Genomic DNA, 15,117 nt, shown 5'->3' with positions numbered 1-15,117 from the left:
GATTAGAATATCCAGCCTGCGTGGCGAACAAAATCACTCTGCAGGCGGGTAGCTTGATCCCACTCGCCGCTCAGCGCCAGTTGATGACACAAACGTGTTAATGACAGGCGCGCCAGTTGATAGGCCTGAATCCGAAACAAACGGTCACGATCGGCATTGCCCATCTCCTGCACTAAGCGGTGATGGAGCTTGCCCATGGCATGCAGAAAGCTGTGATCGTCGCCGTTGAGTTCGCAGATTTCTGCCATATCGAGGCAGGTGTCGTTGAAGCGACGCAGTTGGTCTAGAGTGCAATCGGTGCGGTTGAGCTTTGCCTGAGCCATGTAGAAGTCAACGGTGATATCGCGCACCGAAAACTTATATTCGTCGATTTTATGTTGTAACCAGGCTGAGACGGTAAGCGTCATATCGCCACCTTTTTAGGTTAATGATAATCATTATCATATTAAACCGCGTCAGGAATGCAATTCCCGCTGTGAAATTTTATTGATTTCTTCTGCCTGTTACTAAAATCGGCAATAACAATTTCTTTACATTGTAGAAAGGCGTAACCTATCAATCAGGATTAAATCGTAAAATTGATTTTAAAAAATTTGCGGCAATTTAACGGGTTACGCTGGTCAGGCACGCACAGGAATGCCGCCGTCAATCTGCTTTGAAGCGACTATGCTTAATAAAGCAGCAGTGAAAAATAGCACGAGATGATTATCCCTGCAAAACAAGAGGTTGAAGTGATATCTGATATCACTACCATAGGGGGATAGCCTGAAAAGGCCCAGACATACGAGGTAGCACAATGTCATCAGTAAATGCCGACTCCTTTTCACCCGAAGATTTCGTCTGGAAAGGGCTCACGCTGACCGAATCGGCAGCGAAACAGATTCTTAACCTGGTAGAACAAGACCCTGAAGTCAAGGGCTTGAAACTGGGTGTGAAAACGTCCGGCTGTGCCGGCTTTGGGTACGTCATGGATCTGGTAAAGGATCCTGCCGATGACGACCTGCAGTTTGAGCAATTCGGCGCAAAACTGTTTGTGCCACTTCAGGCGATGCCGTTTGTTGACGGTACCGAGCTGGATTATGTCCGCGAAGGTCTTAACCAGATTTTTAAATTCAACAACCCTAAAGCTCAACACGCCTGCGGGTGCGGTGAAAGCTTTGGCGTCGAGTAAGTAAAACATGTCACGACACACCGAAGCATCTGATGATGTACAAATGTGGGAAGGCAAGCTCAATTATAAAGAGGGCTTCTTTACCCAGTTACAAACCGAAGAATTTGCCCACGGCATCAATGAAGATGTGGTGCGTGCGATTTCGGCTAAACGTAACGAACCTGAATGGATGCTTGAATTCCGTCTCAAGGCGTTCCGCGCCTGGGAGCAAATGGAAGAGCCGCACTGGCTGAAAGCGCACTACGAAAAACTGGATTATCAGGATTACAGCTACTACTCTGCGCCGTCCTGCGGCAACTGCGATGACAGCTGTGCTTCTGAACCTGGCGCCACCCAAACCTCCGGCAGCGTCGCGTCCAGCGACTACCTGACGAAGGAAGTGGAAGACGCGTTCAACCAGTTAGGCGTTCCAGTGCGTGAAGGGCGTGAAGTGGCGGTGGATGCGATTTTCGACTCCGTCTCCGTTTCGACCACCTATCGCGGCAAGCTGGCGGAGCAGGGCATTATCTTCTGCTCGTTCGGCGAAGCGATTCACGATCACCCAGAGCTGGTGCAGAAGTATCTCGGGACTGTCGTGCCGCCAAACGATAACTTCTTTGCCGCGCTGAACTCGGCTGTGGCCTCTGACGGTACCTTCGTGTACATCCCGAAAGGCGTACGTTGCCCGATGGAGCTGTCGACCTATTTCCGCATCAACGCGGCAAAAACCGGTCAGTTTGAGCGCACCATCTTGATCGCCGATGAAGACAGCTACGTCAGCTACATCGAAGGTTGCTCTGCGCCGGTGCGTGACACCTATCAGCTGCACGCCGCAGTGGTAGAAGTGATCATCCATAAAAACGCTGAAGTGAAATACTCCACCGTGCAGAACTGGTTCCCAGGCGGTGAAGGCGAGGGCGGTATCCTCAACTTCGTCACCAAGCGTGCCCTGTGCGAAGGCGATCACAGCAAGATGTCCTGGACGCAGTCTGAGACCGGTTCAGCGATTACCTGGAAATATCCAAGTTGCATCCTGCGCGGTGATTACTCGATTGGTGAGTTCTACTCAGTCGCGCTGACTGCGGGACGCCAGCAGGCGGATACCGGTACCAAGATGATTCACATTGGTAAAAACACCAAGTCGACCATCATCTCGAAAGGTATCTCTGCCGGTAAGAGCCAGAACACCTATCGCGGCCTGGTGAAAATCATGCCAACCGCGACCAACGCGCGTAACTTCACCCAGTGTGACTCGATGCTGATTGGTGCCGAGTGCGGTGCGCACACCTTCCCGTATGTGGAAACGCGCAACAACACCGCCCATCTGGAGCACGAAGCCACTACCTCGCGCATCGGTGAAGATCAGATGTTCTACTGCCTGCAGCGTGGCATCAGCGAAGAAGATGCGATCTCAATGATCGTTAACGGCTTCTGCAAAGACGTTTTCTCCGAGCTGCCACTGGAATTCGCCGTGGAAGCGCAAAAATTGTTAGCTATCAGCCTTGAGCACAGTGTGGGCTGATGCCCGTTGCCGGAAGCAATGTGAAGGAAAGAGTATGTTAAGCATTAAAGATTTGCAGGTTAGCGTTGAAGACAAAGAGATTTTGCGCGGTCTGAACCTTGAAGTAAAACCGGGCGAAGTCCACGCCATCATGGGACCGAACGGTTCAGGTAAAAGTACCCTGTCTGCAACGCTGGCTGGTCGTGAAGATTACGAAGTCACTGGCGGTTCTGTCACCTTCAAGGGCAAAGACCTGCTGGAACTTGAGCCAGAAGAGCGTGCCGGTGAAGGCATCTTCATGGCGTTCCAGTATCCGGTTGAAATCCCGGGCGTCAGCAACCAGTTCTTCCTGCAGACCTCGGTCAACGCGGTACGTAAATACCGTGAGCAGGAGCCGCTGGACCGTTTCGACTTCCAAGACTTTATCGAAGATAAAATCCAGCTGCTGAAGATGCCAGAAGATTTGCTGACCCGTTCAGTAAACGTCGGCTTCTCCGGCGGTGAGAAGAAGCGTAACGACATCCTGCAGATGGCGGCCCTGGAACCTGAGCTGTGCATCCTTGATGAAACCGACTCCGGTCTGGATATCGATGCGCTGAAAATCGTAGCTGAAGGCGTTAACAGCCTGCGCGACGGTAAGCGTTCATTCATCATCGTGACGCACTACCAGCGCATCCTGGATTACATCAAGCCGGATCATGTACACGTGCTGTATCAGGGCAAGATCGTTAAATCTGGCGACTTCTCGCTGGTGAAACAGTTGGAGGAGCAAGGCTATGGCTGGCTTACCGACCAAGAGTGATAACGCCCTGCAGCAGTGGCATCACCTGTTTGAATCGCGCGGTGACGTACGTTCTTTACAGGCGCAGCAGCACTGGCAGCAACTGATGCGTGTCGGCTTGCCGACGCGTAAGCATGAAAACTGGAAATACACGCCGCTTGATGGCCTGCTGGCGCAGCAATTTGTGCTGCCACAGCCGCAGGACGTGAGCGCGGAGCAAGTTGAAGCACTTGCGCTGCCGGTTGATGCGGTGCGTCTGGTATTTGTTGATGGTCGCTTTCAGGCCGAATTGAGCAGCCGTGATACCGGCCTGTTTGAAATTCAGCATGCGCAGGCTTCTGAGCGTCGTCCGCTGCCGGCACCGATTCAGCCGGAAGTGTTCCTGCATCTGACCGAAAGTCTGGCGGAAGAAGCTACGACTATTCGTCTGGCGCGTGGCAAATCAGCGGCTAAACCGCTCTATCTGCTGCACATCACCAGCGGTCAGGACGCGGGCACCAACACTGTGCACCATCGCCACCATCTGCAGCTGGAAGCTAGCGCAGAAGCGGAAGTGATTGAGCACTACGTTACGCTGAATGACGTGGCGCACTTTACCGGCGCGCGTTTCACGTTCGACGTGGCCGACAATGCCAAACTGCAGCACATCAAACTGTCATTTGAGAGTGAGAAGGCTTACCACTTCGCGCACAATGACGTGGTGATGGGCCGTGATGCGAATGTGGCCACCACCAGCTTCCTGCTGGGTGCGGGCTTATCGCGTCACAACACCAGCGCGCAGCTGAATGGCGAAAATACCAATCTGGCGATCAACAGCTTGTCGTTGCCGGTGAATCAGGAAGTGTGCGATACCCGCAGCTATCTGGAGCACAACAAAGGCTACTGCACCAGCCGTCAGATGCACAAAGTCATCGCGCGCGATAAAGGTCGTGCGGTGTTCAATGGCATGATCAAAGTGGCACAGCACGCGCTGAAAACCGATGGACAGATGACCAACAACAACCTGTTGCTGGGCCGTCTGGCTGAAGTGGACACCAAGCCGCAGCTGGAAATCTATGCGGATGACGTGAAGTGCAGTCACGGTGCGACCATTGGTCGTATTGATGAAGAGCAGATGTTCTATCTGCGCTCGCGCGGCATCGATGAGACTGCCGCACAGCGTATGATCATCCATGCATTTGCCGCTGAACTCACCGAAACGCTGGAGAATCCGGTACTGCGCCAGGTGGTGCTGCAGCGCATTGCCGCGCGTATTCCGGGAGTTGAGTCATGAGTTTCGATCTCGAACGCATCAGAGCGGAATTTCCGATTCTGAAACGTGAGGTCAACGGACATCCGCTGGCCTACCTTGATAGCGCGGCCAGCGCACAGCGCCCGCTCGCGGTCATCAATGCGGAAAGTTATTTCTACCAGCACGGCTATGCGGCCGTGCACCGCGGTATCCATTCGTTGAGCGCGCAGGCGACCACCGATATGGAAAACGTGCGTCATCAGGCAGCGCGTTTTCTTAATGCCGCTTCGCCTGAAGAGATTATCTTCGTCAAAGGCACCACCGAAGCCATCAATCTGGTGGCTAACAGTTGGGGCGGCAGCCAGCTGCAGCCGGGCGACAACATCATCATCACCGAGATGGAGCATCACGCTAACATCGTACCGTGGCAGATGGTGGCGCAGCGTACCGGCGCAGAAATTCGCGTACTGCCGCTGAATGCGCAGGGCGAACTGGCGCTGGAGCAGCTGAGCGGCTTGATTGATAGTCGCACCCGTTTGCTGGCGGTGACCCACGTTTCAAACGTGCTCGGCACCGTCAATCCGGTGAAAGCCATCGTGGCGCAAGCGAAAGCCGCTGGCGTGATTACGCTGGTGGATGGCGCGCAAGCGGTGATGCATCACGCGGTGGATGTGCAGGATATCGGCTGCGACTTCTACGCCTTCTCCGGCCATAAAATTTATGGTCCGACCGGTATTGGTGTGCTTTACGCGCGTAAAGCGTTGCAGGAGATCATGCCACCGTGGGAAGGCGGCGGTTCGATGATTTCTGAAGTGGTGCTGCCAACTGGCACCACCTTTAACAGTACGCCATGGCGTTTCGAAGCGGGCACGCCGAATACCGGCGGCATCATTGGATTAGGTGCGGCGTTAACGTGGATCAGCGAATTGGGCCTGGATGTGATTCATCAGCGCGAATCGATGCTGATGCGTTATGCGCTGGATAAACTGGCTTCGGTGCCGGATCTGGTGATTTACGGTCCGGAAAGTCGCAGCGGCGTGGTGGCCTTTAATCTCGGCAAGCATCACGCGTTTGATGTCGGCAGTTTCCTTGATCAATACGGTATTGCGATCCGCACCGGCCATCACTGCGCAATGCCCTTGATGCGTCATTATGCGGTGCCGGCGATGTGTCGTGCCTCCTTCGCGCTGTATAACACCGAAGAAGAAGCCGATCGCCTGGCCGCAGGTTTGACCCGTATTCATCGTCTGCTGGGCGGTTGAGCAGATTTCAGGAGTGATTCATGGCGAATTTGCCAGATAAAGAGAGACTGGTTCGTAACTTTAATCGTTGCGCTAACTGGGAAGAGAAGTACCTCTACATCATTGAACTCGGTGGGAAATTACCAGAATCCTCCGAAAGCTTACAACAGCCAGAACACGTGATTTCAGGCTGCCAGAGCCAGGTGTGGATACGCATGACCCCGCAGGCCGATGGCACCATCGCCTTCGAAGGTGACAGTGATGCCGCCATCGTTAAAGGGTTGATTGCAGTGGTATTTAGCCTGTATCAGGGGCTTAAGGCGCCAGAGATTCTCGATCTCGATGTGCGCCACTGGTTCGGCGAATTAGCGCTGACCTCACATCTCACTCCCTCGCGTTCGCAGGGGCTGGAAGCCATGATCCGCGCGATCCGGCATAACGCTCAGACCCTCAGCTAAGTTACACTCTTCAGACCCCGGCTTGACCGGGGTCTGTTCTATCCGACAAAGAGAAAATTGCATGAAACCAGCCTTACGTTTAGCCGGTGCATTGCTGTTGTCCTGTTGCGGACTCTCTGCACCTGCATTTGCTACGGAATATCCCCTACCAGCCGATAACAGCCGTTTAATTGGCGAGAATACCCTGACCACTGTGCCAGATGACAAACGGCCGCTGGAGAGCATTGCCGCGCGTTATAAGATAGGTATGCTCGGCATGCTGGAAGCCAATCCCGGCGTTGACCCCTGGCTGCCAAAGGCTGGCACACAATTAACCGTGCCGCTGCAGATGCTGCTGCCTGATGCGCCACGCGAAGGTATCGTGATTAACCTCGCGGAGTTGCGGCTCTACTACTATCCGAAAGGTGAAGATCGTGTGGTGGTCTATCCGATTGGTATCGGTCAACTGGGCGCCATGACGCCAACCATGGTCACCAGCATCAGCCAGAAAATCCCTAATCCTACCTGGACGCCAACCACCAATATCCGCAAGCGCTATGCCAAAGAGGGCATCACCTTGCCGGGCGTGGTGCCCGCTGGGCCAGATAACCCGATGGGGCTGTTTGCGATGCGTCTGGCGCGCGGAACCGGTCAGTATCTGATTCACGGCACTAATGCTGACTTTGGTATTGGTATGCGTGTGAGTTCTGGCTGTATTCGCCTGCGACCGGATGATATTGAAGCGCTTTTCAACAGCGTGCCAAAAGGAACGCGCGTGCAGGTGATCAATCAGCCCATCAAATATGCGATTGAGCCCGACGGTAAGCGCTACGTTGAAGTGCATCAGCCGTTATCGCGCAACGATAAGGATGATCCACAAACCATGCCGATTGCGCAGTCTGCGCAGCTGAAAGCTTTCTCTAAGAATGAGAAGAGTGATACCGCGTTGATTAAGGAAGCGATAGCCCGACGTTCAGGCATGCCGGTGTTAGTGAGCAGTGGTGAGCCAGTAATGGATGAGAGCGCAGCACCGACGACGGAGCAGAGTGCTGAAGCAATAGCGCAGCCCTGAATTCGGACCAGAGAAACGCAGAATCAGGACAAAAAAAATGGTGCCACATGGGCACCATTTTTCAACCAGTACTCTTACTTACGGTAAGAGTGAGCCTGGTTGTCCAGACGCTGGTTAGCGCGAGCTGCGTCATCTTTAGCAGCCTGAACGTCAGAACGGATTGCGTTCACGTCGTTGCTCAGCTGATCAACTTTAGCGTTCAGAGTCTGAACGTCTGAAGACAGTTGGTCGATTTTAGCGTTGCTTGAGCAACCAGCCAGCATAGTTGAAGCCAGGATTACAGCGCCCAGTACCAGTTTAGTGCGATTCATTCTTTATACCCTCTAGATTGAGTTAATCTCCATGTAGCGTTACAAGTATTACACAAAGCTTTTTGAGTTGAGAATAAATTTTTGATGAGAACATGCTTAATTTTGATCGTTCGCTCAAAGAAACAGCATTTCACAGAAGAAGATGAAAATAATTAGCTAAAACAGAGAGATTTAATCGGACTAACCTTAATCATACGAGATTTTGAATAGTTAATTTCGATTGGAAATTTCTGGTTTTTGTATTACATCAGCAATAAAAAAAGCGCCTGTAAAAGGCGCTTTTTAATAAAAATTCAGTTGCTAATCAGATTACATGTACAGAAGCGGTGTTTGTCGTTCCGCTTGGTACTAATGCGCCTGAAACCATGACCACAACATCGCCTTTCTGCGCATATCCGCTTTCCAGTGCCATTTCTTTACCAATGCGATAGAAATCATCAGTTGAGGCAATTTCTGTCACCAGATGGGTTTCGATACCTTTGCTCAGAATCAGCTGACGCGCAGTGGTTTCGTTGGTGGTGAGCGCCAGAATGGTGGCATCCGGGAAATACTTACGGATGGCTTTGGCTGATTTACCGCCTTCGGTGGCTACAACAATCAGTGGTGCTTCCAGCTTCTCTGCAGTCTCAACCGCACCGCGGCATACCGCTTCGGTGATGCGCAGCTTGCGTGAGTCTTGCAGCGAATCGATGCGGGATTTCATCACGCGATCGGTACGCTCACAGATGGTCGCCATAATGGTGACCGATTCCAGCGGATAGCGACCTTTCGCGCTCTCACCAGATAACATTACTGCATCGGTACCATCGAGGATGGCGTTAGCCACGTCGCCGGCTTCTGCGCGGGTAGGGCGCGGGTTTTTGATCATTGAATCCAGCATCTGCGTCGCGGTGATCACCACTTTGCGTGCTTTATTACATTTCTTGATCATCATCTTCTGCGCGAAGATCACTTCTTCAACCGGGATTTCAACGCCGAGGTCGCCACGCGCAACCATGATGCCGTCTGACGCTTCAAGGATCTCGTCGAAGTTGTTCAGGCCTTCCTGGTTCTCGATTTTCGAGATGATCTGAATGTGTTCGCCGCCGTGTGCTTTCAGGTGCTCACGGATTTCCAGCACGTCAGAACGCTTACGGATAAACGACGCGGCGACGAAATCAACGTTCTGCTCGCAACCAAAGATCAGGTCGCGCTTATCTTTTTCCGCCAGTGCAGGCAGCTGAATGGAGACACCTGGCAGGTTGACGCCTTTGTTTTCACCCAGATCGCCGTTGTTCAGGACATGACAGATCACTGAGTTCTCAGTGACTTCAGTCACCTGCATACCGATCAAGCCATCGTCGACCAGTACGGTGTTACCAATTTTCAGGTCTTCAGTGAAACCGGCGTAGGTCACTGCAACACGTTCGCTGTTACCAATCACCGTCTGATCGGTAGTGAAGGTGAAGGTCTGGCCCGCTTTCAACGATACATCGTTACCGCCTTCCAGTTTCATGGTACGAATTTCCGGACCTTTGGTGTCCAGCAGAATAGCGGCCTGACGACCGGTTTTTTCCATAACGGCACGCATGTTGGTGATGCGTTGGCCGTGTTCAGCATAATCCCCGTGCGAGAAGTTCAGGCGCATCACGTTCATGCCCGCTTCCAGCAAATGGGTCAGCATCTCTTCAGATTCGGTTTTTGGACCGATAGTACAAACGATTTTGGTCTTTTTCATGTCAGGTTTTCTATAAGTTGTGATGGATGATAAAGGTCGGGATTCGATGCACATGGCACCGAAGTGAGAATATTTATGGTGTTGGAACGGATTTCACAGAAATAAGAATAGGAGACGAAAGCAAAGCGTGCAGAGAAGTTATGCAGTACGCGAGGGAACTGAGTGATCAGTGTTGCGCAAATCATTGGAGTTGTTTGCATAGGCACGTTAGCGCTGAAACCTTTCAGGTGGAACAACGCGGCATAGTATAGTCGCTAAGTATGCGAAAACCAATATAAAAGCGGCGTGATAAAGACGATGCAGATCAAGAAAAAGGTGTTGCGCAAGGAGATAAAACCAGAGTGGTGCGCTCTAATGGACTCGAACCATCGACCCCCACCATGTCAAGGTGGTGCTCTAACCAACTGAGCTAAGAGCGCATTCAGGAAATTCACTAATTGGTGCGTCCGAGTGGACTCGAACCACCGACCCCCACCATGTCAAGGTGGTGCTCTAACCAACTGAGCTACGGACGCACTTGGTGCGCTCTAATGGACTCGAACCATCGACCCCCACCATGTCAAGGTGGTGCTCTAACCAACTGAGCTAAGAGCGCAACACGCTGTCAGGGCGACAGCGGGGACGAATATTAACGGCAGGCTGTGATGCTGGCAAGGGGAAAAAGTGTTTTTCCCCTACGACTGACCAGCAACTGTGCTATGCGTCGTTTTTTTCGCCGTTACCAGCCACTTAGCGCGCGGCACGCGCCAAAATCACCTGCGCAGGCAGGCGCTGTAAACGACGGATGCGCCAAATCATCATCACTGCTGCGGAGGTCAGACCGATAATAAAGCCACACCAGAAACCGGCGGGGCCAAGTTTCGGCAAAACCCAATCCGTCATCGCCAATACATAACCCACCGGCAAACCCAGCACCCAATAGGCGATAAAAGTAATGAAGAAGATCGAGCGCGTGTCTTTATAACCGCGCAAGATACCGCTGCCGATCACCTGAATCGAATCTGAGAACTGATAGATCGCCGCCAGCAACATCAGCTGTGCCGCAAGGGTAATGACTTCTGGATTTGCCGTGTACAAGCCGGCGATATCGTGACGGAAAATCACGGTAAACAGCGCGGTGATGGCCGCCATGCTGATGCCGACCCCTTGCCCGGTCCACGCAGCAACGCGCGCCTGTTCGGCGGAACCTTGACCGAGTCGATAGCCAACGCGAATGGTAGTAGCGACGCCGAGCGACAGCGGCAACACGAACATCAGCGAACTGAAGTTGAGCGCAATCTGGTGCCCGGCCACTTTGACGATGCCGAGTGGTGATACTAAAAGCGCCACCACGGCAAACAGCGTCACCTCAAAGAACAGCGCCAATGCCACCGGCAAACCCAGCGTGAACAGGCGTGACAAAATCGCACGTGACGGTGCAGACCAGCGCGTTTTCATACGGATGTCGCGCATGCTTGCCATGCGTTTCACCCAGAAGCGCATCACCAGGAACATCACCCAATAGACCGATGCCGTTGCCACGCCGCAGCCGACGCCGCCTAAGGCCGGCATACCAAAATGGCCGTAAATGAACACATAGTTGAGCGGAATGTTCACCATCAGGCCGAGGAAGCCGAGCAGCATCGCCGGTTTGGTTTTCGACAAACCTTCGCATTGGTTGCGCATCACCTGGAACAGTAGGTAACCCGGTGCGCCCCACAGCAACGCATGCAGGTATCCTTCGGCTTTGGCGGCCAATTCAGGATCGATGTCATGCATGGTGTTAATCAGATAACCGGCATTCCACAGCACCACCATAATCAGTAGCGCAACACCGATTGCCATCCAATATCCCTGGCGCACTTGTTCCGCGATACGTTCGCGTCGTCCTGAACCGTTGAGTTGCGCAACGGTAGGCGTCAAAGCCAGTAGAAGACCATGACCAAACAGAATGGCGGGAAGCCAGATAGAGGTGCCGACAGCAACGGCGGCCATATCCGTGGCGCTTACCGCACCGGCCATAACAGTATCTACAAATCCCATCGCCGTCTGGGCCACCTGAGCAAGGATGACCGGGATCGCGAGGGCCAGCAATTGACGCGCTTCTGTAAAATACTTCTGCACGTTACACCTGCTTAATTAAAGAAGAGAGTGGGGCGAAATCCCCAAAGAATGCGCGGCATAGTGTAGCGGCAGCGCTGGCTTCCGCCAAACGTTGATCGCATTTTGTTTAGCAATTTGTGTAAAGTTTGGACTCCGCCAAATTAAGCTGCCGCCGACAAGCTGTGATAAACTGACGCAAACTTTGCAGAGGCTGAGATGATGTTTACTGGAATTGTGCAAGGCACGGCAGAAATTGTCGGCATTGAAGAGAAAGATCTGTTTCGTACCCATATTGTGCGCTTACCGGAGGATCTGTTACCGGGCCTGGCGCTGGGCGCATCGGTGGCACACAATGGCTGCTGCCTGACGGTGACCGAGATTAACGGCGATTTGGTCAGCTTCGATCTGATTAAAGAAACATTGCGCATTACCAACCTGGGTGAATTAAATGTGGGTGATGTGGTGAATATTGAGCGTGCCGCGAAGTTCAGTGATGAAATTGGCGGCCATTTAATGTCTGGCCATATTATGACCACGGCGGAAATCTGCAAAATCATCCAGTCTGAAAACAACCGCGAAATCTGGTTTAAATTACAGGACGCCACCCAGATCAAATATATTCTGCACAAAGGTTTCGTGGGTATCGATGGTATTAGTTTGACCGTTGGCGACGTAACCAAAAGCAAATTCTGTGTGCATTTGATCCCGGAAACGCTGGAGCGCACCACTTTAGGCGCGAAGAAGTTCGGTCAAAAAGTCAATATTGAGATTGATCCGCATACGCAGGCCATTGTGGAAACGGTTGAGCGCGTATTAGCGCAGCGTGAAGCCGCTGCACTGGCGCAGATTGCTAGCGCAGAATAATACCGTTGAAAAAGGCGCCATGCGGCGCCTTGATTCATTTGAAAGCTGATTAACGCGCTACGCGTAAACCGCCATCCTTGCCACGACTGAATACTACCTGCCACAGCTGAATATCACGGGCACGAAACGCACCGGCGCAGGCGTTGAGATAATAGTCGAACATCCGTTTAAAACGTTCGCCATATTTCTCAGCCAGCTGCGGCCACGCCGCCTGAAAACGTTCATACCACGCCATTAACGTCGTATCGTAATCTGCGCCAAAGTTGTGCCAATCTTCCATGACGAAATGCGGCTCACTGGCATCAGCGATTTGACGTACCGACGGCAAACAACCGTTCGGGAAGATATATTTATCAATCCACGGATCGACATTCATATCTGTAGTGAGGGCACCAATGGTGTGCAGCAAAAATATGCCGTCTGGTTTGAGGTTGCGGTCAGCAACATCAAAATAAGTGGCATAGTTTTTCGGCCCGACATGTTCAAACATACCCACAGAAACGATGCGATCATATTGATTATTCAGGTCGCGATAGTCCTGCAGTAATATAGTGACATCCAGTCCTTCACAGCGTTGTTGCGCGAGTTTTTGTTGCTCAGCCGAAATAGTCACGCCATGCACCGTGACGCCATAATGGCGTGCGGCATATTCTGCTAATCCGCCCCAGCCACAACCGATATCCAGCAGCGTCATGCCCGGTTCAAGTTGCAACTTGCGGCAAATCATATCCAGTTTGGCTTGCTGCGCGTTTTCCAGGGTATCAGCATCTTTCCAGTAGCCGCAGGAATATTGCATGTAAGGATCAAGCATCAGTGAGAAGAGATCATTACCAAGGTCGTAATGCTCTTTACCCACAATCCAGGCGCGTTTTTTTGATTGCAAATTAGTGAGACGCGCGGCGGCGATGCGCAACGTATCTTTAAAATGCCGAGGTAATTGTTTATCCAGATGGTGTTTTAAAACGCGATGGAAGAACATATCGAGCTGTTCGCACTCCCACCAACCATCCATGTAACTTTCACCTAATCCGAGCGATCCTTCCTCGAGAACGCGTTTAAAAAAATCTGGATGCTTTACCTGAATATCCCAGGGACGAGTGCCATTAACTGCAATATCAGCCCGCTCTAGCAGTTCATTGACGATCCGATACCAATGGTTTTCTTCAAGGCTCACTTCTTCTATAACAGATGAACTCATAGCTTCTCCATCACCTTCCGATCTGAACCTGAGAAAAAGAATAGCCAATTTCCCAAGACCTGTGAGAGAACTCACGGAAAATCCGTGCGCCAGAAATCCGACGTTGTACGACGTAGTACAGAGGTATGAATTTGAGCAGAAAAGTGGGTCGCCGCACCGGATAATGTGCAGACGCCATCCCGCGACAGGGTCGCTAAAGGTATTACATTTATATTATTGATTTAATACAGAATTACTGACCCACAGAGTATATGCTCACGTGGGTCAATATTCAACGGGTTATCGTTAGTTTGCTAACGAAAAGCGCTGGCTTAGAGATTATCTTCGCAGGGACGGGAAGTGTGGGCAATATCACTTTGTGCGTTTACCGTTCGCTGGCAGACAAAGCCCACCCACGCCAGTACCACAGTAGCGACCATCACTAACGTGGTGTTGAACAGCGCCTGTTCAAGGCCGGCGGAGACCAGCAGGCTGGCTACAAAGCACAATCCTAACTGGAATAAGTTCTGTAATCCTGCGGCTTTACCGGTGGCGTGCGGGAAGGGCGCTAATGCGCTGGCAACCACAATTGGATAGATCGCGCCATTGGCCAGCGCCATGCCGCAGAAAGGCATCAACAGCACAAACAGCGGCGCTGATGGCATCAGGGCGATGACAAACAAACTCAGGATGCTCAGGCTATACAGCACCAGCAACCACGGCAGCAGTTGCGCGCCCTGATAGCGATTTAACAGCGTGCGGCAGCCAAAGCCACCAATCAGAAACGCAATGGTCTGCGGAATATAGCTCAGGCCAATATCACCCGGCGTCAGGCCAGCAGCGGCGAGAATGAAAGGTGAGCCTGTCAGCCAGGCGAAAAAGCTCGCCGAACAGGCCGAGTAGATCAAGACGTTACCGCTGTAAACGCGAGTACCCAGCAAGGTCAACCAGCCGGGTTGTTTACCTGACGCCACTTTCTCGCGCTTAGGCGAGGTTAACTGCAGCGTACCGATCAGTAGCACCACGGCAACCAGCGTTAGTGTGATAAAGATGCTGCGCCAGTGGAAGTGGCCGATAAGCCAGGCGCCGAGCAGCGGTGCCAGCGCCGGAGACAGCGCAACCAGCGGCATAATCGTGGCAAACACTTTATTGGCTTTGGCTTTTGGATAGTGATCCACCACCAGCGCCTGCCAGCTCACGGCAGCCGCACAAACGCCAATCGCCTGCACAAAACGCAGCGCCAGCATCAGGCGCACATCGGTCACCCAAAGCATCCCCAGACAACCAAGGGCGAAGATGGCTAACCCCGCCAGCAAAATCGGTTTACGCCCGTAACGATCCGACAGCGGCCCCCAAAAAACCTGGGCACAGGCGAAACCGCCGAGAAACAGACTCAGGCTGGCGCTGATGGTGCCAGGTGCGCTAGCGAAATCACGCTGCATATCGCCAAAGGCGGGTAAATACATATCCGTGGCAAGAAAGCCGAGCATGCTGAGCACGGCGAGATAAGGCATAAATGCTTTAGACGACAACATGTTGATTCTCTTTTGGGC

At 52.5% G+C, this 15,117-nt stretch carries 14 protein-coding genes and 3 tRNA genes; 8 read left to right on the top strand and 9 right to left on the bottom strand.

Annotation, left to right across the window (positions count from 1 at the left end):
- Nucleotides 1-2: 2 nt before the first annotated feature.
- Complete coding sequence (locus PanJK_RS01775) at nt 3-407, bottom strand: hypothetical protein (RefSeq protein ID WP_008102969.1); 405 nt, start codon at nt 405-407, stop codon at nt 3-5.
- A 389-nt stretch (nt 408-796) separates the two neighbouring features.
- On the opposite strand from PanJK_RS01775, the gene sufA reads away from it, so the two are divergent.
- The 7 genes from sufA (at nt 797) to PanJK_RS01740 (ending at nt 7,413) form a co-directional block, all read left to right on the top strand.
- On the top strand, nt 797-1,171 hold the full coding sequence (sufA, locus tag PanJK_RS01770; RefSeq protein ID WP_007892717.1) for a Fe-S cluster assembly scaffold SufA: 375 nt from the start codon (nt 797-799) through the stop codon (nt 1,169-1,171).
- A gap of 7 nt (nt 1,172-1,178) precedes the next feature.
- Nucleotides 1,179-2,672: a Fe-S cluster assembly protein SufB gene (gene sufB, locus PanJK_RS01765; protein ID WP_008102971.1), complete on the top strand. Its 1,494-nt coding sequence runs from the start codon at nt 1,179-1,181 to the stop codon at nt 2,670-2,672.
- 34 nt (nt 2,673-2,706) lie between these two features.
- Nucleotides 2,707-3,453, top strand: a complete 747-nt coding sequence (gene sufC / locus PanJK_RS01760; protein WP_008102973.1) for a Fe-S cluster assembly ATPase SufC — start codon at nt 2,707-2,709, stop codon at nt 3,451-3,453.
- Nucleotides 3,428-4,705 carry a Fe-S cluster assembly protein SufD gene (gene sufD / locus PanJK_RS01755; protein ID WP_256696326.1) on the top strand — a complete coding sequence of 426 codons (1,278 nt, stop codon included), beginning with the start codon at nt 3,428-3,430 and terminating at the stop codon, nt 4,703-4,705. The genes sufC and sufD overlap by 26 nt, the downstream gene beginning before the upstream one ends.
- The gene (sufS, locus tag PanJK_RS01750) at nt 4,702-5,925 is read left to right on the top strand and encodes a cysteine desulfurase SufS (RefSeq protein WP_265296919.1); all 1,224 of its coding nucleotides are present in this window, start codon (nt 4,702-4,704) and stop codon (nt 5,923-5,925) included. The genes sufD and sufS overlap by 4 nt, the downstream gene beginning before the upstream one ends.
- 20 nt (nt 5,926-5,945) lie before the next feature.
- Nucleotides 5,946-6,362: a cysteine desulfuration protein SufE gene (gene sufE / locus PanJK_RS01745; protein ID WP_008102979.1), complete on the top strand. Its 417-nt coding sequence runs from the start codon at nt 5,946-5,948 to the stop codon at nt 6,360-6,362.
- Between the two features lie 61 nt (nt 6,363-6,423).
- Complete coding sequence (locus PanJK_RS01740) at nt 6,424-7,413, top strand: L,D-transpeptidase family protein (RefSeq protein ID WP_265296914.1); 990 nt, start codon at nt 6,424-6,426, stop codon at nt 7,411-7,413.
- 74 nt (nt 7,414-7,487) lie between these two features.
- Here the strand turns inward: PanJK_RS01740 and PanJK_RS01735 are convergent, their stop codons facing one another.
- From PanJK_RS01735 to PanJK_RS01710, 6 genes are all read right to left on the bottom strand, one after another.
- On the bottom strand, nt 7,488-7,724 hold the full coding sequence (locus PanJK_RS01735; RefSeq protein ID WP_007892735.1) for a major outer membrane lipoprotein: 237 nt from the start codon (nt 7,722-7,724) through the stop codon (nt 7,488-7,490).
- Nucleotides 7,725-8,028: 304 nt separating this feature from the next.
- Complete coding sequence (pykF, locus tag PanJK_RS01730; RefSeq protein ID WP_265296912.1) at nt 8,029-9,441, bottom strand: pyruvate kinase PykF; 1,413 nt, start codon at nt 9,439-9,441, stop codon at nt 8,029-8,031.
- Nucleotides 9,442-9,783: 342 nt separating this feature from the next.
- Nucleotides 9,784-9,860: transfer RNA gene (locus PanJK_RS01725), tRNA-Val, on the bottom strand.
- A gap of 19 nt (nt 9,861-9,879) precedes the next feature.
- Nucleotides 9,880-9,956: transfer RNA gene (locus PanJK_RS01720), tRNA-Val, on the bottom strand.
- 3 nt (nt 9,957-9,959) lie between these two features.
- Nucleotides 9,960-10,036: transfer RNA gene (locus tag PanJK_RS01715), tRNA-Val, on the bottom strand.
- 134 nt (nt 10,037-10,170) lie between these two features.
- The gene (locus PanJK_RS01710; RefSeq protein ID WP_222233545.1) at nt 10,171-11,544 is read right to left on the bottom strand and encodes an MATE family efflux transporter; all 1,374 of its coding nucleotides are present in this window, start codon (nt 11,542-11,544) and stop codon (nt 10,171-10,173) included.
- A 198-nt stretch (nt 11,545-11,742) separates the two neighbouring features.
- On the opposite strand from PanJK_RS01710, the gene PanJK_RS01705 reads away from it, so the two are divergent.
- Nucleotides 11,743-12,387 carry a riboflavin synthase subunit alpha gene (locus PanJK_RS01705; RefSeq protein WP_265297409.1) on the top strand — a complete coding sequence of 215 codons (645 nt, stop codon included), beginning with the start codon at nt 11,743-11,745 and terminating at the stop codon, nt 12,385-12,387.
- Nucleotides 12,388-12,436: 49 nt separating this feature from the next.
- Here PanJK_RS01705 and cfa read toward each other — a convergent pair whose 3' ends face one another.
- Nucleotides 12,437-13,585, bottom strand: a complete 1,149-nt coding sequence (gene cfa / locus PanJK_RS01700) for a cyclopropane fatty acyl phospholipid synthase (RefSeq protein ID WP_008110314.1) — start codon at nt 13,583-13,585, stop codon at nt 12,437-12,439.
- 311 nt (nt 13,586-13,896) lie between these two features.
- Nucleotides 13,897-15,099, bottom strand: a complete 1,203-nt coding sequence (punC, locus tag PanJK_RS01695) for a purine nucleoside transporter PunC (RefSeq protein ID WP_265296909.1) — start codon at nt 15,097-15,099, stop codon at nt 13,897-13,899.
- Nucleotides 15,100-15,117: the final 18 nt, after the last annotated feature.

The organism is Pantoea sp. JK (assembly GCF_026130245.1).
GTDB lineage: Bacteria > Pseudomonadota > Gammaproteobacteria > Enterobacterales > Enterobacteriaceae > Pantoea > Pantoea trifolii.
This window is presented reverse-complemented; position numbering and strand designations above follow the sequence as displayed.

Coding starts and splice junctions, on each gene's coding strand:
- PanJK_RS01775 (WP_008102969.1), bottom strand. CDS start 407: ATGACGCTTACCGTCTCAGCCTGGTTACAACATAAAATCGACGAATAT.
- sufA (WP_007892717.1), top strand. CDS start 797: ATGTCATCAGTAAATGCCGACTCCTTTTCACCCGAAGATTTCGTCTGG.
- sufB (WP_008102971.1), top strand. CDS start 1,179: ATGTCACGACACACCGAAGCATCTGATGATGTACAAATGTGGGAAGGC.
- sufC (WP_008102973.1), top strand. CDS start 2,707: ATGTTAAGCATTAAAGATTTGCAGGTTAGCGTTGAAGACAAAGAGATT.
- sufD (WP_256696326.1), top strand. CDS start 3,428: ATGGCTGGCTTACCGACCAAGAGTGATAACGCCCTGCAGCAGTGGCAT.
- sufS (WP_265296919.1), top strand. CDS start 4,702: ATGAGTTTCGATCTCGAACGCATCAGAGCGGAATTTCCGATTCTGAAA.
- sufE (WP_008102979.1), top strand. CDS start 5,946: ATGGCGAATTTGCCAGATAAAGAGAGACTGGTTCGTAACTTTAATCGT.
- PanJK_RS01740 (WP_265296914.1), top strand. CDS start 6,424: ATGAAACCAGCCTTACGTTTAGCCGGTGCATTGCTGTTGTCCTGTTGC.
- PanJK_RS01735 (WP_007892735.1), bottom strand. CDS start 7,724: ATGAATCGCACTAAACTGGTACTGGGCGCTGTAATCCTGGCTTCAACT.
- pykF (WP_265296912.1), bottom strand. CDS start 9,441: ATGAAAAAGACCAAAATCGTTTGTACTATCGGTCCAAAAACCGAATCT.
- PanJK_RS01705 (WP_265297409.1), top strand. CDS start 11,743: ATGTTTACTGGAATTGTGCAAGGCACGGCAGAAATTGTCGGCATTGAA.
- cfa (WP_008110314.1), bottom strand. CDS start 13,585: ATGAGTTCATCTGTTATAGAAGAAGTGAGCCTTGAAGAAAACCATTGG.
- punC (WP_265296909.1), bottom strand. CDS start 15,099: ATGTTGTCGTCTAAAGCATTTATGCCTTATCTCGCCGTGCTCAGCATG.